The following is a 22,143-nucleotide window of genomic DNA, read 5'->3' on the forward strand; positions in this document are numbered from 1 at the left end:
TCCCGGCCGCGATCTCCCCGTCGGCCCGGCACCGGAAGGCCCTACGCCTCCTCCAAGCTCCCCCGGCCGGTCCGCAGCGGGTCCCCGACCTGGCCTTCAAGCGCAGCTGAGTCGACTATTCCGTTTCTTCCTCCGGGGCCGGATTCGTCCGGTGCGGCGCGCAAGATCTTCACACCGTAACGGGGCATGAATTTTTTCATACCCTTGTTTACTCAACGGTATATATGTTTACTGAGCCGTGGCGGCCACCGATCTCCCCCTGCCAAGGAGAGCGACCCCAGTCCCTCCGAGAACGAACAACCGGCGTGGCGCCCCCCTCCTCACGCCGCGCCGGCTGTCCGATCCAGGTCGTCGGATCCGGTGACACGCCCCTGGCGGCCTCGGTCAACCCCTGGGCCGGGGCCGCCCACACCTCTCGATCAGAGTTCGACAACCATCGGAAGCGACGAGAATGTCCCCTACCGCCCCCACCACCACCTCCCTCAGCCCGGACTGGCCCTGTCAGGTCAAATCGCCCGGGAGCCGTGACTGGGAGCGCACCGCCACCCGTTGGCTGCGCGACCTGCTGCCGGCCCGTTACGCCGGCTACTCCCCCCTGGTCCGCCACCACGTCCTGCTGGCGCGGCACGCACAGATCCAGGTGCAGCACGAGATCCGCGCGGTGCGCGTGGCCCTCCAGACCAGTCGCGCCGAACTGCCCACCCTGGGCGTGGCCCCGGCCGTCATCGAGAACACCATCAGGATGTACGCGATGGAGCTCGAACAGCTGGGCCGCCTCGCGCGCGGGGTCCGCCTCGTCATGGAGGCGCTCATGGACGACGGCCCCACCCCCCGAAGGACCGCCGCACAGCGCCGGTGACCCGTCGGCGAAGGCCCGGAATGCGATCTATCGGGGTGCGTGCGAGCGTTGAAGTGGCTCAACCTCCGACCTGCCCAGCAGGGGGCGACCACGATGAGCAAGAAACAGACCCGCCAGAACCGGGGCGCACGCACCGGCGGCCATGACCGGACCACGACCACCACCACCGAGGCCAAGGAGCAGACGCAGACTCCCGTCTCGTCGGCGACCATGCACTCGACGCCGGAGGTGTCGCACAAGCGGTCCCGGAAGTTCGGCCACAACTAGCCACCCGCTCCTGTGGTTGCCCAACTGCCCGCACAGTGCGGGCAGTTGGGCCTCTTCTGGATAATGCTCGCGGCACGCCCGACGCTGTCCGTCTGACGTCATCCGTCATCCGTCATCCGTCATCCGTCATCCGTCATCCGCAGGGTGGGACGTGTTCAGCGTGACCGGCTGTGGGGTCCTCAGAAGACGGAGTTCGTCACCCAGCGCTGGAGCAGGTCGTCGTTCCCGGAGGTCGTGACGGCATCGGCGCTGAGGTCGAGGCGTCCGTACAGGAACAGGAGCAGATCGGCGGCCACCCCCTCGACAGTGGCGTCCGCTCCGTCCGTACCGGCCGCGTGGGCGGGGTGCGGATCGAGGCCGAAACCGTCGGGACGCAGACGGACGAGCCATTCGTCCGTCCGGTCCGTGCAGCGGAAGCGGATGGTCTCGTCCTTGCCGCGCAGCTCGGCGGTCTTCGGGGCGAACGACGCGGCGAAGGGCAGGTTGACCAGGAACTCGTCCACTCCGTCGGCCGCGAGGGCCGGGTCGATCACTGGCCGGAGGCCGACGGCGAGCTCCGCGTCCACTCGGTGCATCAGCGTTTCGAACAGCATCCGCCGCATCCAGAACCGAGCGTGCGGGTCGGCGCCCCACACCCACATGGGGGTGTCCGGGTCGGTGTCGGCGAACACCTGGCCCGCCACCTGTGCGCTGCCCGTCAACCAGGCCGGATAACCGTCGTCGCCCGCCGGCAGGTCGAGGACGGTGTCCCGGGTCAGGGGCCGTTCCTGGACCCGCAGGCGCAGCAGTCCCGAGAACGCGCGCTGCACGCTTCCGGTGTGCCGGATCAGATCGACGAGCGTCCATCCGGGGCAGCTCGGCACCGGTGCCGTGAGGTTCGCGCCCTCGACGGCCGCGACGAAGCGCTCGCTCTCCGCCAGCACAGCGCGACAGTGGATCGCGGGGGCGAGCCCGTGGGGCGCCGCATGACGCGGTCCGGCCCCGTCCCCGTCCCCGGCAGTGCCACCCCGGCTCCCGTTGCCGCTGCCGTCGCCGGTGTTGCCGTTGTTGCCGTTGTTGCCGTCCACGTGCCTGTCCATGTGGTCGCACCTTTCCGTTCGTGCTCTCGCGCGCTCGCGCCCTAGGCGCCAGTGTGCGCCGGGGCCCGGCCCGGAGTGGACGCGGGCCGACTCGGGTGTGGTGTGTACGTGCCCGGCACCGCGGTGTGTGCGTACGGCACCGGCGTATGTACGTGCGGCACCGCGGTGTGTGCATGGCTCTCGTGCGATGTGTGCTCGCAGCCCACTCGGCCAGCCGTGCCGTGTGTGCTCGCAGCCCACTCGGCCAGGCGTGCCGTGTGTGGGTGGCCGTGCGGTGTATTCAGGAGTGATGGATCTTCAGGCACTTCGCGCGGCCCGCCGCCGCTCCTTGGCGCCACGGCACGCACTCCTCGCGGTGCCGTTCGCGATGATCGCGCTCGTCACGGCAGGCGATCTGCTCGTACCGCCCGATGTGCACCTCGGGCCGTTCCTGGCCGCCGCCCCCGCCGTCACGGCGTCGTTCGCGGGGCCGCGGACCACCGGATTCATCGGCGCGGTCGCCGTCCTCGCGCAGGTGGTCGTGGCGATGGTGCGCGGCAGTGTCACCGATCTCAACCACACCTTCCAGATCATCACGCTGCTCCTCATCTCGGTGTTCGTGACCTTGTTCGCCCACCTGCGCGAGGTGCACGAGAAGCAGCTCGTGCAGTTGCGTTCGGTTGCCGAGGCCGCCCAGCAGGTCGTGCTGCGTCCCCTGCGCGAGCGGCTCGGGCCGTTGCGCGTCGCGAGCGTGTATCTGGCCGCCGCTGCGGATGCCCAGATCGGGGGCGATCTGTACGCCGCCGCCCGCACCTCCCACGGCAGCCGGCTGATCATCGGCGACGTACGGGGCAAGGGCCTTGAGGCGGTGGGGGACGCGGCTCTGGTGCTCGGTGCGTTCCGGGCGGCCGCGCATCAGGAGGCCGACCTTCCTGGGCTTGTCGACTATCTCGAACGTGCCGTCGCCCCGGACCTGGACCAGTCCCACCATTCCCCACAGCCCCATCGGACCACCACGTCCTTCCGCCCCGATGGCCGCCCCGGCTCCAGCCCCGGCTCCGGCACCCAGGTCGGCCCGGGGTCCGGCGCCGAAACGGAGGATGGCTTCGAGGCCGACGTCGACGTCGATGATCACAGCGAGGCGTTCATCACCGCCGCCCTCATCGACATCCCCGACCTCGGGCACATCGTCCAGCTGGTGAGCTGCGGCCATCCCGCGCCCCTGCTCCTGCGGGGCGGCCGGGTCATCCCCCTTGAGGTGGACCATCCGGCGCCGCCGCTCGGGCTCGCAGGTCTTGCCGAGTCCCAACTGGCCATGCAGAGCTACCCGTTCGGGCCCGGCGACATCCTGCTCCTCTACACCGACGGTGTACTCGAAGCGCGCGACGAGGCGGGCGGCTTCTACCCCCTGGCAGAACGCGCGGCGGCCTGGACCGGCACCGGCCCCGGCGCCCTGCTGAGCCACCTCCGCGACGACCTGCTCGCCCACACCCCGACGGGGACCCTGGGGGACGACGCGGCGATGGTGGCCATCGAGCGGCTCCCCGCGCCCACCCGACGGGGTGCGTCCGGCCCGTAGGGATTCGATGATGGAAGCAGGACCCCGCGAAGCGAGATGCATCCCCTGGGCAGCCCAGAGAGGGGAGCAGCACATGCGGCAGAGACCTGTAGGTGAGTGGCCCGCACCCGAAGGCGGGCGCTCGTCTGCCGACGGCATGCGGGCGGCGCCCGCAGGCACACAGCCGGCGCCCGAGAGTCCGGCGTCGGCCGCGGAAGGTGCCAGGGCGTGGTCGGGGCGCGAAGGTGCGCGGGCCTTCGCGGCGGTGGACGCGGCCACCGACTGGCTGGTCGGCTATCCGTTCGTGTTCCGGGCCCTTGCCGCTGTGAGCAGGACGGGCGGGTCGCTCCTCGACTTCGGCTGCGGACCCGGCACCGTTGCCGAGCATGCCGCCCGACGGCTCGGCATGCGGATCATCGGTGTGGACGCATCCCCCGAGATGCTCGCCCTGGCCCGCGAACGGGGCACGCCGGGCGCCGAGTACCACTTGGTCACCGGCGGCCGCGCCGACGGCCTGTCCGACGCCTGCGCGGACGCGGCCATGTGCAACCACGTCCTGGCCTCGCTGCCCGACGAGCGGACGGTTCTGGCCGTGTTCGGCGAGATCCACCGGCTGCTGCGGCCGGGCGCGCCGTTCGCCCTGCTCACCACGGACCCGGCGTGCAGCGGCGTCGAGTACGCCTCGCTACGGGTCGGCGAACCCGGTGTCGTCTACGGTCCCGGCCAGGCCCTGACCGTACGACTGCGCCGCACCGACGGCACCTGGCAGACCATGCCGAACCACGCCTGGCCCCCCGCCGCCATCTCCGTCCTGCTGGAACGTGCGGGTTTCGGCTCCATCGCGCAGCACCATCCGACACCCGACGAGGCAGACGGCGTGGCCGACCCGGACCATGTCCACAGCCGCGACTGGGCGGCGGAACGGCAGCGGCCACCCCTGGTGGTGACCGTCGCGCTCAGGGCCTGACGGGCTGCCGCGGGGGCTGCACTCTCCCGATACCGCCCCCCGCTCCCGACGGGCGATCGCTCAGAGGTTGCTGTCCAGGAACGCCTTCAGCGCTGGGCCGTCCATCGCGCCCGTGGCATCCGCCACCGCTTCGCCGCCCTTGATCAGGACCACGGAGGGCGCGGCCGTCACGCCGTAGCGCCGCACCGGACCCGGGCAACGCGTCATGTCGACCTTGACCGCGGTCAGGCGTCCCGCGTACTCCTCGGCGGCCTCGGCCACGACGACGTCCATCGCCTTGCAGTCCTTGACCGCCTTCGGCCAGGTCCCGCTGAAGTAGGCGAGCACCGGGCCGTCGGCCATGGCGAGGATGAAGTCGAACTCCCCGTCCTCCAGCGGTTGGTGGACCCTGCGGGCCATGGCGCTCCTTCGTGTTGCGTTCCGTGCTGCACCGAGTACGACGAGCAGCACGCCGGTCGGCACTGCGCCCCCATGATGACCCGGGCCGGCTCCCACGGCGAAAGGCGCGTTCCGCACACACCACATGAGTGCGTCAGCTGTGCCCGGTCAGCGGGGCCCCGGCAACCGCGATCCGGTCGACACATACATATCCGGTCGGCCGTGCGGCGAGGTGCCTGGCGCGGGGCACCGGTGGGCGGATACTGACGGCATTTCCGTACGCCCGCGCGTCCGAGGAGCCGGCCATGGTTCTGCCTCCCCCGCCCAGCGAGCCTCCGCCCGGAGTCCTCGGGCGCCGTTCGGCTCTCCTCGGCACGGCCGCCTGGTGTCTGGGCGCCGCGGCCTGTTCGGGCGGGGCGAAGTCGTCGCCCGCACCCTCCTCGTCGGGTGGCGGCTCGCGGGGCCCGTCAGCCGCCGCCTCACCCACGGGTTCGCCGTCCGCCTCCGGTTCGCCGTCCGCCTCCGGTTCGCCGTCCGGCCCTGCCGACACGCTGTCCAAGGCCGTGCCGTGGCGGCCGGGGCCGGGCGAGATCGAGCCCGCCGCCAAGCTCGCCGCCGTGCGCCTGGTCGAGGCGCTGGGGACGTGGTCGGCCGGGCAGAGTGGTCGGGAAGCGGCCGCGGCGCGTCTCGTCGCACTGGGTGTCTCCGAGTCGCTCGCGGTGCAACTCTCCGACGCATCAGGGTCGTTGGCGCCATCGGCGGACGCGGCGGTGGTGCGGGTGATCGACGCCCAGTACGGCGGGATCATGTCCGACACCGCGAGCGTACTGGTCGTCTGCGACCAGCCCACCCTGGCCGGCTCGGCCGTGCACCACGGGGGCACGACCGTCGACGTGCGGCTCAGCCGCGACTCCGGCGGCTGGGCCGTCACCGCCCTGCACCCGGCGGCACCCGGCCCCGCCAAGGCGCTGGGCCCGGCGGCGCGGGATGTGCTCGCCCAGTCCCGGATCGAGCTGCCACCCGCCTCCGTGGCCGACATCCGCAGCGGCGCCGTGCACGACAGCGTGCTGCGCGCGATGCTCCGACTCGCGGGCTCCTACCGGCTTTCGGTGAGTGTCGTACGCTCCGGCCATCCGCTGGACGTGTTCGGCACGGATCGGCCCAGCGACCATCCCCTGGGCCGCGCCTTCGACGTGTGGCGCATCGACGGACGGCCGGTCGTGGACCCGTCCACCTCCCGCAGTCTCATCACCGGGTTCATGCGGGCCGGGGCGGCGGCCGGTTCGTACAACGTCGGCGGCCCGGTGCAGTTGGCGGGCGGCGCCACGGCGAACCAGTTCTTCTCCGACGACACCCACCACGATCACGTGCATGTGGGCTTCTCCTCCTGACCCCGCACCAGCGCCCGACCCACACTGCGGCAGCCATGTCATGTGCCCGAAGTCCACGTGGCCACGGTGGCGGCGGCATGGCTGACCGGGACGGTGTGGGTGACCGGGACGGTGTGGGTGACCCACGTGGCTTCCGTACGGAGATGGAGGAGGAAGGAGGTCGGTTCCGCCAAGTAGTTGGGGACCTCGCCCCGCAGGGCCAGACCGCTCTGGAGGTGGGTGCTGGGGGCGACCGCCAGAGTGCTGCCCGCGAAGGCCGTGGTGACCGGACGGTGGACATGGCCGGCCAGGACTCGAACGACGTGGGGGTGTCGGCCGACCACTTCGGCCAGGCCGTCCCCGTCCACCATCCGCATGCCGTCCAGGAATCCGATCCCCACCGGGACGGGCGGATGATGCACACAGACGAAGACCGGCATGCCGGTGCTGCGCTCAAGTACCCCGTCGAGCCACCTCAGTTGGCGCTCACCCAGGCGGCCTCCGGGAGAGCCCGCGACCGTGGAGTCGAGGACGACGACGGTGAAGGCGGGATGGTCCACCACGTAGTGCGTGTCGCACGCACCGCCCAGGTGGACGGTCCCGCCGAAGGCCTCGCGCAGGCGCTCGGGGTCGTCGTGGTTGCCGGCCACGAGATGCAGCGGCAGGGGAAACCCGCTGATGACGTCCCGCAGGACCGCGTACTCCTCGGCACGGCCCCGGTCGGTCAGGTCCCCCGTGATCACGACGGCGTCGGGTCGTGGACCCAGGGCGAGGGCCCGGCCGAGCGCACGGGCCAGTGCCTCGGCCGGCGCGCCGGACAGCGGGCCGGACGTGAGGTGCGGGTCACTGAGGTGGGCGATGGCCAGGGTCATCCCCTTACGCTGCCCCAACCCGCCGGCGCCGGAACCGGTCACGCCGAGGGCGAAAGCCGCGCCCTGCGTCGTGCCCGTCCGGTCCGGTCCGGTCCGGGCGAGTCCCGGCAGTTCCTGGCCGGTCGGGCCGGTCGGGAACTGCCCGGACCCGGTCGGGCCGCGGCGTTCAGCGGGAGGCGAAGATCGACCGCACGTGCCTGCCGTTGACCAGTGCCACCACGGCCAGCAGAAGCAGCCCGCAGACGGCTTGTTCGGCCTTCATCCAGGCGGGGAAGGTGCCCGGCAGAGCGATGATGGCCGCGATCGCCACGACCATGACGGCAGAGATGATCCTGAGCCTGCGATACGCCGAGCGTGATCCGCGGGCCGTGCGAACGGCGCACAGGAACGTCACGAGCGCACTGACGACCACGATGGTTCCCCGTGTCCACACGGCGGAGTTCACTTCCGCCGAGTCGTCGCGGAGGAGGGCGATGGCCGCCAGCGTGAGCACGCTGATGCCGAGGTAGGCCCCGGCGAGCGCCTTCGCACCGCGGAAGGCCACCAGGCTGCGGGGGTGGTTCAGCCGCTCCGCGGATATCGCCTCGGGGGCGGGGGCGGAGTTCGAGCTGCGGCCGGGGCGCGAGCTGCGGGCGGCGTTCATGACGGTCCTCTTCTCCTGACGGGGTTCTCGTGGCCCGACCGCACCTGTTGCGGCCATGTCCAGAGTCGACCCCGCGGGCCGCCCATTCATCGCCCGCACGGACGAAGCCCACGTGGCCCGGGGTCAGGGCCCGCTGCGGGGCGTCCCGTAAGGGAGCGCGGCGGAGCCGGGTGCGGCCCGGAGAGGTCGCCTTCTCGGCTCGACGCCCACGCGCGTCAGGAATGCAAGAGGCAGGGAGGCAGGGGGCGGGGAGGCAGGGGGCGGGGAGGCAGGGGGCGGGGAGGCAGGGGGCGGGGAGGCAGGGGAGGCAGGGAGTCAGGCCATCGCGACGGTGAGCAGGAACGCCGAGTCCTCCAATGCCTCCACCGTGTGGGATGTGGCCGGCACCGCCAACAGGTCGCCGTTCCGGCCCTCCCAGGTGTCCGCCCCGGCGACGAGTCGGATCCGGCCCGACCAGACCAGCAACGTGGCCTCGCCCCCGTGGCCGTGCTCGCCGAGCGTGCTCCCCTCGGTCAGGGCCATGACCGTCTGGCGCAGCACGCGTTCGTGTCCGCCGATCACGGTGGACGCGCTGCGCCCGGCCCCGGCGTCCCGGGCGGCCTTCAGCTGAGCACGGGCAATCGCTTCCAGGGAGAACTTCTCCATGCCTTGCTCCCACTTCCTTGTACGGGGGTGCCGGGTTGCCCCAGTACGGAGGGAGCCCGGCCCAGCGCCACGGGCGGCACCAGGGCGACCCTCGCAGAAGCCCGGCCGGGCGGCACGCCGGGACGCGCCGGAAGGCGTGCGATCATCGACCCTCGCGACGGATCGGGGAGGACCGGATGCTGCTCACCTTGACCGGCGGCGCGGGGGCCGGCAAGACGACCCTGGCCATGGCCCTGGCGGCCGACGCGCCCCGGAGGCCCGTGCGGGTCCTGCACGGCGACGACTACTACTTCCGCACCCCCGAGCGGGGCGTGTGGACCCCCGACGAGACGGGGACCCCGCGCCTGGACGCGGGCGACCCGCGCTCGCTGGACACCGAACGCCTCACTCGGGACACCGACGCTGCCCTGGATGCCGCGCCACACGTCATCGTCGACGGCATGTTTGCCCACCACACAGCCCCGCGGACGCCGCACCTCCGCTTCGACGTGTTCGTCGATCTGCCGGCCGATCTGCGCCTGGCCCGCAAGATCCGGCGCAAGTGTCTGAGCGAGGGATTCCCGCTCGATGTGCTCCTGCGGAACTATGTGGACCATCGCCGGGAAGCGCACGACCGGCACGTCGAGCCGGCGCGATATGTGTGCGACCTGGTCGTCGACGGCACGCTGGCACCCCATGTCCTGGCCCGGCAAGTGTGGGCGGCCGCCACCGACTAGGCCGACTAGGCCGTCCGGATCTCGATGGCGAGCACGCGTCGGGAACGGGGAGCAGTTCCGGTCAGGAGATCGGGCGGTCAGGAGGTAGGGACCCCCAGCCCCCGCACCAGCGTCGACGCGGTGCTCGCGATCACCGCGTTGTCCGCGGGGGCCTGCGCGACCGCATGGTTGGTGTAGACCGCGATGATGACGGGGTGGCCCGACTTCGGCCACGCCACGGCGATGTCGTTCGCGGAGCCGTACGCGTCGGTCGTGCCGGTCTTGTCGCCGACGGTCCAGTCCTTGGGCAGCCCGGCCCGGATGCGCTCGCCTCCCGTGACGGTCGCGCGCAGCCACGTGTTCAAGGTGTCCCGGTCGGCCGGCGCCAGGCCACAGCCCAGGGAGGTCTTGGCCAGGTCGCGCCCCATGGACGCAGGGGCCGTGGTGTCGCGGTGCTCCCCGGGCTGCCAGTCGTTCAGCTCGGGCTCCCAGCGGTCCAGACGTGAGACGGGGTCGCCGAGCGACCGGTAGTAGCGGGTCATGCCCTGAGGTCCACCGATCTGGTGGAGCACCATGTTGCCCGCGGTGTTGTCGCTCTGGGTGATGGCCGCCCGGCACAGCTCGGCGACGGTCATCCCCTTGCCGCCCTGCCCCTTGGTGACCGGCGAGTTGGCGACCTCGTCGCTCGCCTTCCAGTGGACGACCTTGTCAAGGAGCCCCGGCTCGACGTGCCGCGCCCTGTCGAGCACGGCCGCGCATGCCATCGCCTTGAAGGTGGACAGCGAGGGGAAGCTTTCGTTGCCGCGGTAGCTGACGGTCCGTCCGGTCACGGTGTCGAGGGCGTACGCGCCGATCCGTACGTCGTGGGCGGCTTCCAGCTGCCGCAGTGCGTCGGACACGTCATGGGTGCCGACCCCATGGCCCGATGACGGCCCCGAGGGGGCGGCGGCGGTGGTGCGGTTCCCGGCTTCGGCCGCCTGTGCGGTGGAGGCGGTCCCGGTGCTCAGCACCGCGAGGGCGAGCAGCGCGGCGGGCCACTTCGCAGGGGAGCGGCGCAGGGCGGCAAGGCGTGTCGTGTTGTCTCGCATGCCCCCAGAAGAACAGGCGTGCCCCCTCGACGTCCAAGAGGCGTCCCCGGAACGGGGCCATAGCGAACTGCCTATGACACCTGTTGGGAGGGACACGCACGCAGCACGGCGGATCACGAACCGGGCCACCGCAAGAGTGCCGAACATGCCGCCGCCGCACCGGAATTGGCCAATGACCACTCGAATACATCAACGTTCCGTTGGATTCACCGACAAGTCCGCGAATGTTCACCTGGCGGCCTCCTAGAGTCTGGGCTCTCTTCCCGTACGCACACCTATGCGCGCGTACGCCTACCGGGAGCGGAGCCATGGATTCGTTACGTCATCTCGCCGCCCATCTGGGGCTCGACCTCATCGCCATCTGCCTGCTCACGTTCGCGATCTACTACCCGCGCCACCGGCGGCGCGATCTCGTGCCGGCGTATCTCGCCCTGAACGTCGCCCTGTTCACCATCGTCGCGGCCCTCACCGAGGTGGGCGGACGCGGCGGGACGGCGCTCGGCTTCGGCCTGTTCGGAGTCCTGTCGATCATCCGGCTGCGCTCCGACGCCGTACAACACGAGGAAGTGGCCTACTACTTCACCACCCTGGTGCTGGGTCTCATCTGCGGCCTGCCCCACCTCCGGTTCGCCCTGGCCGCGGCTCTCAGCGCCGTCCTGCTCCTGGTCGTGTACGCCGCCGACCACCCGCGCCTCTTCGCCCGTGCCCGCCGCGCCGTCATCACCCTCGACACCGTCCACACCAACCCGACGGCCCTGCGCGCCGACCTCACGCGGCGCATGGGCGAGCCGCTGCACTGGACGGTCATGGAGATCGACTTCGTACGGGATCTGATGGTCGTCGATGTCCGCTACCGCGAACCCGTGGCCGCCGCCTCCGTGTCCCCACACATCCACCCCCACACAGCCACATCCCCGTCCCCGTCTCCGTCCGTGTCTCCGTCCGTGTCCGTGGCACCGGGGCACGTCGACGTGCCGCGTCCGGCCGCGCCCGCCCTGGACACCGCATGAGCCTCACCCGGGCCACGGCCTCCGCCCCCGCCCCCGCCCCCGCCCCCGCCCGGATCGTGGCCTCCGCCCCGGCCCCCGATGCCCTGCGGGCGGTCGACGAGGCGGCGTGGGGGGCCGACCCCATCTCGCTGGCCGAGCTCAACGCACGGTCCTCGCTGCTCACCCGTTTCGACCGCAGCTACCTGGTGCCCGTCCCCACGTTCCTCCGGGTGGTCGGCCGCCTCACCGAGGCCGACCGGGCGGGCGGCCCCTTCCAGGCCCTGGCCATCAACGGCCGCCGCGCCTTCCGCTACCACTCGGTGTACTACGACACCCCGGACCTTCGCTCCTTCCACGACCACCGGCAGGGGCGACGCCTGCGGTTCAAGGTCCGCGAGCGTGTCTACGAGGACAGCGGGGAGCGGCAGTTCGAGATCAAGCTCAAGGGCGCTCGGGGCGACACCGTCAAACACCGCCGCGCCCTCATCGGCACCGACAGCGCACTCGGCGCCGCGCAGCAGGCGTTCCTCGCCGACACACTCCGCCGCGCCTACGCGATGGAGGCGCCGGGCGTGCTCGGGCCCTCCCTTTCCACCGACTACCTCCGGATCACACTCGTGGCGGACGGGCAGCGCATCACGTGCGATGCCGGGCTGGTGTGCGTCGATCTGAGCAATGACCGTGCGGTGCGCGCCGACGGCGGTCTCGTGCTCGTCGAGACGAAGTCCGCCGCGCACCTCACGGAGGCGGACCGGCTGCTGCACGCCCATCGGGTGCGGCCCGCCGTGTTCACCAAGTACTGCGGGGCGCTCGCCGTGCTGCGTCCCACGCTGCCCGGCAACCGGTGGCGGCGGGCCGCACACCAGGCGTTCGGGCGGGTGGCGCACTGACCGGTCACGGGTCGCCCGGCGCCGCGCCGGGCGACTTCGCGCTCTACTGCACACCCTTGGAGCCCCCGTATGGTGGGCCGTCACATATGTCCGGGCGGAGAGGAATTGATGGTGCGCAGGACCAGGAACATCCGACATGCGGCCGTGCTCGCGGCCACGGTGCTGCTGTCCGCCGGACTGACTCCTGCGGCGTTCGCGGCGGGGGCCCCGTCGACGCCCGGGCCGGACGCCGCGGAGCTGAGCGGCTTCTGGACCGCGGCCCGTATGACGGCGGCACGACCCGGCGACACGGGGCCGGGCGGCACAGGCCCCGGTGACACGGGTCAGGACGAATCCATGGCGGCGCGCACCACGGAGCCGACCGTGGACGGCCCCAGGCCGGGCGAGGTGATCCCGCCGAGCAAGAGCTTCGACGGCATCCCGCAGGCGGGCACCTTCTTCTGGACGGACGCCTCCGGTACGGGGCGCACGTGCAGCGGTTCCGTGGTGCGCAGCCCCGGCCGCAACCTGGTGCTCAGCGCCGGGCACTGTCTGATGGGGTACTCGGGCAGCTCCCCCAAGCGTCATCTCGCCTTCGTGCCGCAGTACCACGACGGGCTCACGCCCTTCGGCATCTTCCCCGTCCAGGACAACGGGGTCTACGTCTCGCAGCAGTACTACGACAAGGGCGAACACGCGGGCGCCGCCTACGACTTCGGGTTCGCGGTCACCGAGGCCAACCAGGACGGGCAACGCCTTGAGGACGCGGCCGGCGGGGTCGAGCTCCTCACCGGCTCCGGTTATTCCCACGCCCCCGTACGGATGATCGGCTACCCCGGTGGCGCACAGAAGCCGCTGGAGTGTCTGAGCAAGACCACCAAGTGGGCCAGCGACGACTCGGCCGACCCGGGCACCTTCGAGCGCATCGCCTGCGCCGGTTTCGTGGGCGGCACGAGCGGCGGACCCATGCTGGTGGCGCGGCCGGGCGGCTGGGGCGTGATCGGGGTCATCGGCGGCTATCACACCGGCGGCAACACCCCACAGGTCTCCTACAGCGCGTACTTCGGCCCCGCCACCCAGGCCCTGTACAAGGCCGCCACCACCGGCGCGCCTCCGGCCGGCCCCGCTTCCTGACCGACGCCGCCCGATCGACGCGTCGTGCCCCACGCCTCGAACAGCCCGGCCGACGCTTCAGGAATTGCGCAATCGTGGAACCGTAGCCGCGTTCCGGACGTTCTAACCGGACGACGGAACCGGCACAACCACGGAGGAACGACATGGGCGTGAGTCTCGGCAAGGGCGGCAATGTCTCGCTGAGCAAGGAAGCCCCCGGCCTGACGGCCGTCACGGTGGGCCTGGGCTGGGACGTGCGGACGACCACCGGCACCGATCACGACCTCGATGCCAGCGCGCTGCTGTGCAACGAGAGCGGCAAGGTGCTCTCCGACAGCCACTTCGTCTTCTACAACAACCTGACCAGCCCCGACGGTTCGGTGCAGCACACCGGCGACAACCTCACCGGCGAGGGCGAGGGCGACGACGAGACCATCAACATCGACCTCAGCGCCGTCCCCGCCCCCGTCGCGAAGATCGTCTTCCCGGTCTCCATCCACGACGCCCAGGCGCGCGGCCAGAACTTCGGCCAGGTGCGCAACGCCTACATCCGCGTGATCAACCAGTCGGGCGGCTCCGAGCTGGCCCGCTACGACCTCAGCGAGGACGCCTCGACGGAGACGGCGATGGTCTTCGGGGAGCTCTACCGGCACGGCGCCGAGTGGAAGTTCCGCGCCGTCGGCCAGGGGTACGCGTCCGGGCTCGCCGGTATCGCCTCCGATTACGGGGTCAACGTCTGACGCCGACGGCCACCCCGTGTGGCCGGTCCATGTGTGGGATTGCGACACAGCGCCCCCCACACGGCCCGTCAGGGCGTCAGCACGCCTTGACGTGCCAGGCCGGCGCGAAGTTGTAGCTGCCGTTGTACCAATTGTTGGTGGGGTCGGTGTCGACCAGAGTGTTGTAGTTGCGGTCCTGGATCAGCGCGTGCGCACCGCCGGTGTTGTCGTTGATCCAGGAACCCACGCCGTTCCAGTTGTTGAGGTTGTACTCGGCGCAGTGGTACATCCGGAACATGGTTCCGGTGTAGTCCGTGCCCGTGTAGATACAGAAGTAGCCGGGTGTACAGCCCTCATTGGGGCTGACCCCCGCGACTCCGGTCACCGTGGCACCGTTGTTGTCGTGCGGGCCGGCGAAAGCGACGCCGGAGGCGGCGGCCACGAACGAGAGCGCCAGGGCACTGACGCCGAGTACGGCCTTGGTTGCCTTGCGAATTGCCATGGTGATTCCCCTGGGGATGTGTGGGGCCGGTCCGGTACAGGCCCTCGTGCCGCGTTCGGAACGTGCCGTGCACACGGAGGCCCAATTCGCGCGGCACAGCGCACAGTTGGCACATTCGACCGGCTTGTCGAACCGGCGGCACAGCCACCCGGCAGCCCCCGTCGCCCCGGTCCACGACGCAAAGACCCTCGCACGGACACCGATCGTCGACGAGGGGTAATTCGGCTGTCGCGATAACGCCGCAGGCTGCCCCTCTCCCGTGCCGGGAGATTCCTCCCGCGTTCCGCGAGGCGACCGGCCCCGTGCGCGCCGTGCGATTCCCGCGCGGCCCGGCGGGCGAAACGGCCATGCCCGACGGGTCCGTCCCGACACGGTCGGCGCGATGCGATCGCGTGCCGCTCTCGCGCCCCACCACGGTTCCACGCCGCACCACCGTGTTCGACGCCCTGCCCCGCCTTTTCCGATGATCACGGTTGTGCAGCGGGCGGGTGAAGGGGAAGACGGCCGCCTCGACCGGCTCCCGGATCCCCGCTACGAAGGGGGCGCGGACTCCCCTGCTGTTTACCCGCCGTCCCGCTCCCCGACCTGGAGGCGCCCCGCCGTGCAGTGGTTCTCGTCATCGGCGTACTGGTTCGGCCGACTGGTCTTCCAACGCTCGCTCGCGGCCGTCTATCTGGTGGCGTTCCTCGCGGCGGCCCTGCAGTTCCGGGCGCTCATCGGGGAGCGCGGGATGCTTCCCGTATCCGCCTTCGTGCGGCGCGTGCCGTTCCGCAGTGCGCCCAGCCTGTTCCAACTCCGTTACTCCGACCGGCTGTTCGCGCTGTGTGCGTGGTCGGGCGCGGCGCTGGCCGGGGCCGTGGTGGCGGGAGCGGCCGATGCGCTGCCGCTCGGGGCGGCGATGCTGTGCTGGGCCGTGCTGTGGGCGCTGTACCTGTCCATCGTCAACGTCGGCCAGACCTGGTACGGCTTCGGCTGGGAGTCACTGCTCCTGGAGGCCGGGTTCCTCGCCATCTTCCTGGGGAACGACGACATCGCCCCGCCGGTGATCCTGATGTGGCTGCTGCGGTGGGTGTTGTTCCGGGTGGAGTTCGGCGCCGGACTCATCAAGCTGCGCGGTGATCCGTGCTGGCGCGATCTGACGTGCCTGTACTACCACCACGAGACCCAGCCGATGCCCGGCCCGCTCAGCTGGTTCTTCCACCATCTGCCGAAGCCGCTGCACCGGGTGGAGGTGGCGGCCAACCACGTCGTCCAACTCGTGGTGCCCATCGCCCTGTTCACCCCGCAGCCGGTGGCGAGCATCGCCGCCTGCCTGATCATCTTCACCCAGTTGTGGCTGGTGCTCTCCGGGAACTTCGCCTGGCTCAACTGGCTTACCGTCGTCCTCGCCACCTCCGCGCTCGACGGCTCCCCCCTCGCGTCCCCGCCCTCCCTCCCCCGTCCGCCCCTCTGGTACGAGATCGTGGCCGCCCTGGTGGCCGTGCTCGTCCTGGCGCTCAGCTATCGTCCGGCACGCAATCTGCTGTCGCGCCGCCAGCGGATGAACACCACGTACGAGCCGCTCCACCTGGTGAATTCGTACGGGGCCTTCGGAAGCATCACGCGTATTCGGCACGAGGTCGTCATCGAGGGAACGGCGGACGAGTCGGTCACGGACCGTACGGTCTGGCGGGAATACGAATTCCATGGAAAGCCCGGCGATGTACGGCGGATGCCCCGCCAATTCGCCCCGTACCATCTGCGGCTCGACTGGCTGCTCTGGTTCTTGGCGCTCTCACCGGCCTACGGGCACTCCTGGTTCAGCGCGTTCGTGGAACGCCTGTTGGTCAACGACCCCGATACGCTCCGCCTGTTGCGGCACAACCCCTTTCCCGACGCCCCGCCGGTCTTCGTCCGCGCCCGCGTATGGCGCTATCGCTTCACGACGTGGCAGGAACTCCGTACGACCGGGGCGTGGTGGCACCGCGAGGCGCCGCGCGAATTCCTGCCCCCGACGACGCTTCGCTGACCCCGGCTGACGGCATCGCACGGCCGCCGGGACCGTACGGCCGCCAGGGCCAGCGGGTAACGGGTCAGCTGATGACCTGGTCGCCGTCGGGCACGTCCTGGACGGTCACCAGCGGACGCGCGAGACCGAGGCCGTCGGCCACCGCTCGGGCGATGCCTTCGCCGTCGCGGCCCGTCGGGACCGGCACCGGCTCCGTGTCGCCGTAGCTCTCGATCGCCCGGGTGAAGTAGCTCGGGTGCCAGGCGCCGACCGCGCCCCTCACCTCGACGGCGGAGACCGGCCGACCGTCGATGCGGGCCTTCAGGGCGGGCAGGATCGCGTCGGAACGCAGTTCGCCCGGCACCTGGAACAGGCTGGCGTGCGCCCCTACCAGGCCGCCGTCGCGCAGGCGGACCGTGATCGTGAGGCAGCTGGTCACGCTCGGGTAGGTGAGCACACCGCCCGGCGCGACCTCCTTCACCTGCCCCTCGGTGACGGTGGCTTCCAGCGGGGCGGGGACCGTGTGTGCGACCGCCCCGGCCCCCGCCCGCGCTCCGGCCTCCACGGCGGGGGCATCCGTCGCCGTCCCCGGCGTGTGCGCCTGCGCCGAGCCGGCCCCGATCTGTAGGGCGAGCAGCGCCACCGGAAGTACCAGGGCGGCGCCGGCCCCCCTGGCCCTGTGCGCCGTGGACCGTGCGACGGCGGAAGGGGGAACGGGGGCGGTCGGTCGGGACTGCGGGCGGAACACGGGAACTCCTGGATGGATCGAGCGGGGCCGACGGCACGGATGTGTGCGCCGGCCCCATGGTCGGCCGACCACTGTACGCAGCGCACACGTGGCCGGGCCCCATGCGCTGCGCTTCCTTCCCCGGACCTACCTCTTCATCGGCTCGATCATCGCGGCCAGCACCGCGTGCAGGTCCTCTCCGGGCGCCGGGCGCAGGGCCGGCGCGAGGCGGTCCGCGCGGTAGTGCCAACGGTGGTCGAGGTCACGGTGGACCTCGTCGTCGAACGTGACGGCACTGTCGCTGCCGAGCAGCGTCGTCAGTTCGGCGGTCAGGTCGGACCAGGCCACGTGCCCGCTCACCGCGTTGGCCACGCCGTGCACGGGGGCGTCGAGGCAGCAGACCACCGCGCGGGCCAGAGCGGCCGCGTGCACCCAGGGCGCTCCGTACCAGTCGTGTCCGCCGGCGCCGGGCGCGGGCAGGCCGATGGGGTGTCCGGCGAGCGCGGCCTGGTAGAGCAACCCCGTTGCTCCCCAGCGCAGTTGGTCGCGCAGCCGGTCGTGCGCGCCCCACACGATGGGCGAGCGCACGGCGCTCGCGCCGCCCCGGCCCTCGGTGCCCGCCGCGCTCAGCAGAAGCCGCTCGCAGTCCAGCTTGGCCTGGCCGTACGAGCTCAGCGGGGCCTGCGGGGCCGACTCCTCGGCGACTCGGGCGGACTTCGGCCGCCCGTAGGCGTCCACACTGCTCACGAAGACGAAGGGGCCGCCGCGCCAGGCGCCGACCATGGCCTCCATGGCGGCCACGTCCACCTCGGGGCGGGTGAAGGTGCACGCCGCGTGGACGACGGCGTCCGCGCCGTCGACGGCGGCCCGCAGACTGTCCAGGTCGCCGAGGTCGCCCTCGATCACCTCGACGCCGTCGCCACCGACCAGATGCGCCGACTCGGGACGGGCCAGCGCGAGCACCGGCCTTCCGCGGGCGGCCAGTTCGCGCAGCACGAACGCGCCGACGCCACCCGTGCCGCCGGTCACCAGGACCGTACCCTCGCGCGCTCGGCGCTTTCGCGGAGCGGCGGACGGGGCCGACGCGGAGGCGGCGACCGCCGCTGTCCGCTCCGCCGCGCGCGCGTCGAGCAGTTCCGCGACGGCCCGTGGCGTACGGGTCTGCATGATGTCGAGGCCGACCAGGGGCAGGGTCAGCGCGGCCCGCAGGCGTTCGGCGAGCTGGACGGCGGCCAGCGAGTGGCCGCCGAGCGCGAAGAAGTCGTCGTCCGGGCGCGGGCGTTGGCCGAGAAGCCCCGTGAACGCCTCCGTCACCGCTTCGAGGTGGGGGCTCCTGGGGGCTGCCGGAACGGGGCCCGAGGGCAGCCGCGCGGGGTCCACCGATCCGTCGGCCGTGCGCGGCATCGAGTCGAGCAACATGACGGCCGCGGGCACGAGTTCACGCCCGAGGACGCCTCGCAGGTGGGTACGGAGCTGGACGGGTGAGGGTCCCCCGGTGCGGCGCAGTACGGCGTAGGCGAGCAGAGGGCCGCCCGCCGGGTCCGGTACGTGTGCCTCGGCGACCTCGGGGTGCGCCAGGAGGCGGGCCTCGGCGGGGTGCCGGTCATCGGCCTCCGGCGCGGCGAGTTCGCCCGGCAGCGCGGACAGCCGCAGTTCGGGGTCGGCGGCCACGGCGGTCAGCAGTTCGGCGAAGGACTCGGCGAGGGCCCGGCCCGTCTCCTCGTCGAGTGCGGCCCGGCCGTACTGGACCAGACTCGCGGGTGCGTCCGTGTCGAACAGACCGAGGGTCAGGTCGAACTTGGCTTCCCCGACGCCCACTTCGACGAACCGCGACTCAAGTCCGGTGAGCCGAAGGGCGGTCTGGTCGCCGACCACGTCCGAGGTGACGCGGACGAGGGCGGTGCCGTCATCCGCTCGGGCCGTTGCTCCGAGCCGCTCCAGGATCAGGTCGAACGGCACCTCGCGATGCTGCTGCGCTTCGAGCAGCGCGTCACGTACGCGCTCGACGAGGGTCGCGAAGGCGGGGTCGCCGGACAGGTCGACGCGCACCGGAAGGGTGTTGACGCACAGGCCCACCAGGCCGCGCATCGCCGGGCCCTCGCGGTGGGTGGCGGCGCAGCCGATGACGAGGTCGAGCTCGCCGGTGAGGCGGTGCAGCGCGGCGAACGCGGCGGCCAGGCCCACGGTGAACACCGTGGCCCGGCGCCGGCGGCCGAGCTCGCGCAGCGCGGGCAGGACGTCCTCGCCGAGTGCGGTGGAGCGGGTCGCGGCCGGGTGTTCGGCCACATCGGCGGGCACGACGGCCGGCCGGGGAAGGCGCGGTGCGGTGGCGCCGGTGAGACGCCTGGTCCAGTGGCCGAGACCGTCTTCGAGCCGGGCCGCGTCCGCGTGTTCACGGCGCGCGAAGTCCGCGTACTGCGGCGGTTCGGGCAGCGTGTGCGCGCGTCCGTCCACGGCGGCCTCGTACAGTGCCGCCAGCTCGTCGGCCACGGTCTCCAACGAACCGCCGTCGATGGCAATGTGATGGAACGTCAGTAGCACGGTGTGGTCCTGCGGCCCGTGGCGCAGGACGAGGGCGCGCGGGACGGTGCCGCCGGCCAGGTCGAAGGGGCGGCGGGCCTCCTCGGTCAGGAGGCGGGCACCGTCGTCCGGGACGTCGACCACGGGGACCGCGATCGACTCGGGCGCGGGCAGCGCCTCCTGGTAGGGCTCGTCGCCGTCGCGGCCGTAGCGGGTGCGCAGGATTTCGTGGCGGCGTACCAGTTCGGTCAGTGCGGCGCTCAGGGCGTCCGGGGCGAAGGGCCCGGTCAGCCGGGTCGCGAACGGCACGCTGTACTGGGCGCTGCTCCCGCCGAGCCGCTCCATCAGCCACATGCGGCGCTGGGCGTGGGTGAGCGGGGCCGGTCCGGCGGCTCGGGCCCGGGCCGGCGCCGGGGTGGCGGGACGGTCCGCGGCGCGGGCGCGGGCTCTGCGCAGCAGCTCCTGCTGCAGGGCGGCGGGGGTGTCAGTGGCGGCCATCGGTGTCCTCGGGCGCGTCGGGGTGCAGATCGGTGTGGGCGGCGAGCAGGGCGCGCTCGACCAGGTCGGCGTGTCCGGCGACCGTGGGGGCGGCGAAGAAGTCGGCGAGCGACAGCTCCACGCCGAGGTCCTCGCGCAGGTCCTCGGCCACGACGAGGGCCAGCAGGGAGTGTCCGCCGAGTTCGAGGAAGTCGGCGTCGGGCCGGGTCACTTCGCACCCGAGCGAGCGTCCCCACACCTCGGCGACGGCCTGCTGGAGCGGGGTGAGCGGTTCGGCTTCGCCGATGGTGTCGACGGCGGTGGCGAGGTCGGCGAGGGCCTTGCGGTCGACCTTGCCGGAGGTGGTGAGCGGAAGTCGCTCCACGAAGGTCAGTTCGTCCGGGACCAGGTGCGCGGGCAGGAGAGCGGTGAGGCGGGCGAGGAGCGCCTCGGAGCGGGGCACCGGCCCCGGGCCGGCCACCACGAAGGCGGCGAGCCGGGCGTCGTCGGGGCTGGGGCGGCGTACGGTGACGGCCGCGTCGTCCACCTCCGGCTGCTCGCGCAGGACGTGCTCGATCTCGCCGGGTTCGATGCGGAAGCCGCGCACCTTGACCTGGTCGTCGGTGCGGCCGTGGAAGTCGAGGATGCCGTCCGGGCGGGCGGAGACGAGGTCTCCGGTGCGGTAGAGGCGGCCGAGCGCGGGGTGGTCGACGAAGCGTTCGGCGGTCAACTCGGGCCGCCGGGTGTATCCGTGGGCAAGGCGGCTGCCGCCGATCCACAGTTCGCCGCGTGCGCCGTCGTCGACGGGCAGGTCGGCCTCGTCGAGGATGTGGGCGGTGGCGCCGGCCACGGGGCGGCCGATGGGTACGGGCCCGTCGCAGTCGGCGTCGGTGACGCGGTGGGCGGTGGCGAAGGTGGTGGTCTCGGTGGGGCCGTAGCCGTTGACGAGCTCGACCCAGGGGAAGGCCCGCAGCACGGCGCGGGCGTGCTGCGCGGCCATTGCCTCACCGCCGACGACCACCGTGCGGAGCAGCGAGAAGACGCGGGAGCGGCGGGCCGCGAGCTGGTGGAAGAGGGCGGTGGTGAAGAACGCGACGGTGACACCGTGCCGCTCCACGTCCTTGGCGAGATCCTCGAAGGAGGGCCGCTCGGTGGTGCACACCACGACGGCGGCGCCGTTGGCGAGCGCCGACCACACCTCGAAGGTGGAGCCGTCGAACGTCGCCGGGGAGTGCAGGAGCACCCGGTCGCGCGCGGTGACGGTGACGTAGTCCGGGGCGGTGACGAGTTCGGCGACGGCGCCGTGCGGGGTGGCGACGCCCTTGGGGCGGCCGGTGGAGCCGGAGGTGAACATGACGAACGCGATGGCGTCGGGGCCGGGCCCTTCGCCGGTCGTCTCCGGGCCGGGCAGTCGCTCGTCGTCGGGCAGGGCGAGGACGGCTCCGGCCGGCGCGGCCGCTTCGAGCAGCTTGCTGTCGCCGACGGTGAGGGTGGCACCGGAGTCTTCGAGCATGGCAGCCGTGCGCGGCCGGGGGTGCGCCGGGTCGAGGGGCACGACGGCGGCGCCGGCCCACCACAGGGCGAGCTGGGCGACGACGGTCCCGGCCGAACGCGGCATGAGCAGCGCCACCGGGTCGCCGGGCCGTACGCCCTGGTCGTGCAGGTAGGAGGCGAGCCGGCGGGCGCGCGAGACGAGCTGCGTGTACGTCAGAGTGGTGTCGCCGTCCGCCACGGCCAGGGCGTTCGGGGTGTGCTCGGCGTGCCGCGCCACCAGGGCGGGCAGGCCGGTCTGTGGCACGGTCACGGTCGATTCCTTCCGGTCGTCGAGCAGGGGCCGCGG

General features: G+C 72.2%; 21 protein-coding genes. 11 read left to right on the plus strand and 10 right to left on the minus strand.

Features of this window, described 5'->3' with window-relative positions:
• The first annotated feature begins 451 nt into the window (after positions 1-451).
• Together IE267_RS27195 and IE267_RS27200 are read left to right on the plus strand one after the other, a co-directional pair.
• Entirely contained in the window at positions 452-859 is a 408-nt protein-coding gene (locus tag IE267_RS27195) for a hypothetical protein (protein ID WP_167160204.1), read from the plus strand.
• Positions 860-952: 93 nt separating this feature from the next.
• Entirely contained in the window at positions 953-1,126 is a 174-nt protein-coding gene (locus IE267_RS27200; protein ID WP_167160202.1) for a hypothetical protein, read from the plus strand.
• A 179-nt stretch (positions 1,127-1,305) separates the two neighbouring features.
• On the opposite strand, the gene IE267_RS27205 is transcribed toward IE267_RS27200, so the two are convergent.
• The gene (locus tag IE267_RS27205; RefSeq protein ID WP_189765038.1) at positions 1,306-2,205 is read right to left on the minus strand and encodes a maleylpyruvate isomerase family mycothiol-dependent enzyme; all 900 of its coding nucleotides are present in this window, start codon (positions 2,203-2,205) and stop codon (positions 1,306-1,308) included.
• Between the two features lie 289 nt (positions 2,206-2,494).
• Here IE267_RS27205 and IE267_RS27210 point away from each other — a divergent pair, with 289 nt between their 5' ends.
• Together IE267_RS27210 and IE267_RS27215 are read left to right on the plus strand one after the other, a co-directional pair.
• A complete protein-coding gene (locus IE267_RS27210; RefSeq protein ID WP_189765039.1) occupies positions 2,495-3,763 on the plus strand; it encodes a PP2C family protein-serine/threonine phosphatase in 1,269 nt (422 codons plus the stop codon).
• Positions 3,764-3,836: 73 nt separating this feature from the next.
• Positions 3,837-4,709 carry a class I SAM-dependent methyltransferase gene (locus IE267_RS27215; protein WP_189765040.1) on the plus strand — a complete coding sequence of 291 codons (873 nt, stop codon included), beginning with the start codon at positions 3,837-3,839 and terminating at the stop codon, positions 4,707-4,709.
• A 60-nt stretch (positions 4,710-4,769) separates the two neighbouring features.
• On the opposite strand, the gene IE267_RS27220 is transcribed toward IE267_RS27215, so the two are convergent.
• On the minus strand, positions 4,770-5,108 hold the full coding sequence (locus IE267_RS27220; RefSeq protein WP_189765041.1) for a thioredoxin family protein: 339 nt from the start codon (positions 5,106-5,108) through the stop codon (positions 4,770-4,772).
• Positions 5,109-5,392: 284 nt separating this feature from the next.
• Here IE267_RS27220 and IE267_RS39760 point away from each other — a divergent pair, with 284 nt between their 5' ends.
• Positions 5,393-6,478 carry a hypothetical protein gene (locus IE267_RS39760; protein ID WP_229861449.1) on the plus strand — a complete coding sequence of 362 codons (1,086 nt, stop codon included), beginning with the start codon at positions 5,393-5,395 and terminating at the stop codon, positions 6,476-6,478.
• A 38-nt stretch (positions 6,479-6,516) separates the two neighbouring features.
• Here the strand turns inward: IE267_RS39760 and IE267_RS27230 are convergent, their stop codons facing one another.
• The 3 genes from IE267_RS27230 to IE267_RS27240 form a co-directional block, all read right to left on the minus strand.
• On the minus strand, positions 6,517-7,329 hold the full coding sequence (locus IE267_RS27230; RefSeq protein WP_189765042.1) for a phosphodiesterase: 813 nt from the start codon (positions 7,327-7,329) through the stop codon (positions 6,517-6,519).
• A 166-nt stretch (positions 7,330-7,495) separates the two neighbouring features.
• On the minus strand, positions 7,496-7,972 hold the full coding sequence (locus IE267_RS27235) for a hypothetical protein (RefSeq protein ID WP_189765043.1): 477 nt from the start codon (positions 7,970-7,972) through the stop codon (positions 7,496-7,498).
• Between the two features lie 315 nt (positions 7,973-8,287).
• The gene (locus IE267_RS27240) at positions 8,288-8,617 is read right to left on the minus strand and encodes a cupin domain-containing protein (protein ID WP_161245991.1); all 330 of its coding nucleotides are present in this window, start codon (positions 8,615-8,617) and stop codon (positions 8,288-8,290) included.
• A 176-nt stretch (positions 8,618-8,793) separates the two neighbouring features.
• Here IE267_RS27240 and IE267_RS27245 point away from each other — a divergent pair, with 176 nt between their 5' ends.
• A complete protein-coding gene (locus IE267_RS27245; RefSeq protein ID WP_167160190.1) occupies positions 8,794-9,333 on the plus strand; it encodes a uridine kinase family protein in 540 nt (179 codons plus the stop codon).
• Positions 9,334-9,410: 77 nt separating this feature from the next.
• Here IE267_RS27245 and bla read toward each other — a convergent pair whose 3' ends face one another.
• Entirely contained in the window at positions 9,411-10,400 is a 990-nt protein-coding gene (bla, locus tag IE267_RS27250; RefSeq protein WP_189765044.1) for a class A beta-lactamase, read from the minus strand.
• A gap of 308 nt (positions 10,401-10,708) precedes the next feature.
• On the opposite strand from bla, the gene IE267_RS27255 reads away from it, so the two are divergent.
• From IE267_RS27255 to IE267_RS27270, 4 genes are all read left to right on the plus strand, one after another.
• Complete coding sequence (locus tag IE267_RS27255; protein ID WP_189765045.1) at positions 10,709-11,410, plus strand: DUF4956 domain-containing protein; 702 nt, start codon at positions 10,709-10,711, stop codon at positions 11,408-11,410.
• Entirely contained in the window at positions 11,407-12,279 is an 873-nt protein-coding gene (locus tag IE267_RS27260) for a polyphosphate polymerase domain-containing protein (protein WP_189765046.1), read from the plus strand. Before IE267_RS27255 ends, IE267_RS27260 begins: the two co-directional genes overlap by 4 nt.
• Positions 12,280-12,387: 108 nt before the next feature.
• A complete protein-coding gene (locus IE267_RS27265) occupies positions 12,388-13,392 on the plus strand; it encodes a trypsin-like serine peptidase (protein ID WP_373304594.1) in 1,005 nt (334 codons plus the stop codon).
• 143 nt (positions 13,393-13,535) lie between these two features.
• A complete protein-coding gene (locus IE267_RS27270) occupies positions 13,536-14,111 on the plus strand; it encodes a TerD family protein (RefSeq protein WP_161257884.1) in 576 nt (191 codons plus the stop codon).
• A gap of 76 nt (positions 14,112-14,187) precedes the next feature.
• Here the strand turns inward: IE267_RS27270 and IE267_RS27275 are convergent, their stop codons facing one another.
• Positions 14,188-14,592: a peptidase inhibitor family I36 protein gene (locus IE267_RS27275; protein ID WP_167160180.1), complete on the minus strand. Its 405-nt coding sequence runs from the start codon at positions 14,590-14,592 to the stop codon at positions 14,188-14,190.
• Between the two features lie 601 nt (positions 14,593-15,193).
• Here IE267_RS27275 and IE267_RS27280 point away from each other — a divergent pair.
• Positions 15,194-16,600 (plus strand): lipase maturation factor family protein, encoded by a 1,407-nt coding sequence (locus tag IE267_RS27280; RefSeq protein WP_189765048.1) that lies wholly within the window; start codon positions 15,194-15,196, stop codon positions 16,598-16,600.
• A gap of 64 nt (positions 16,601-16,664) precedes the next feature.
• Here IE267_RS27280 and IE267_RS27285 read toward each other — a convergent pair whose 3' ends face one another.
• From IE267_RS27285 to IE267_RS27295, 3 genes are all read right to left on the minus strand, one after another.
• The gene (locus IE267_RS27285) at positions 16,665-17,327 is read right to left on the minus strand and encodes a hypothetical protein (protein WP_229861450.1); all 663 of its coding nucleotides are present in this window, start codon (positions 17,325-17,327) and stop codon (positions 16,665-16,667) included.
• Between the two features lie 126 nt (positions 17,328-17,453).
• The gene (locus IE267_RS27290; RefSeq protein WP_189765049.1) at positions 17,454-20,324 is read right to left on the minus strand and encodes a condensation domain-containing protein; all 2,871 of its coding nucleotides are present in this window, start codon (positions 20,322-20,324) and stop codon (positions 17,454-17,456) included.
• Complete coding sequence (locus tag IE267_RS27295; protein WP_229861451.1) at positions 20,311-22,107, minus strand: non-ribosomal peptide synthetase; 1,797 nt, start codon at positions 22,105-22,107, stop codon at positions 20,311-20,313. The genes IE267_RS27290 and IE267_RS27295 overlap by 14 nt, the downstream gene beginning before the upstream one ends.
• Positions 22,108-22,143 lie beyond the last annotated feature (36 nt).

The organism is Streptomyces xanthochromogenes (assembly GCF_014650455.1).
GTDB classification, from domain to species: domain Bacteria; phylum Actinomycetota; class Actinomycetes; order Streptomycetales; family Streptomycetaceae; genus Streptomyces; species Streptomyces xanthochromogenes.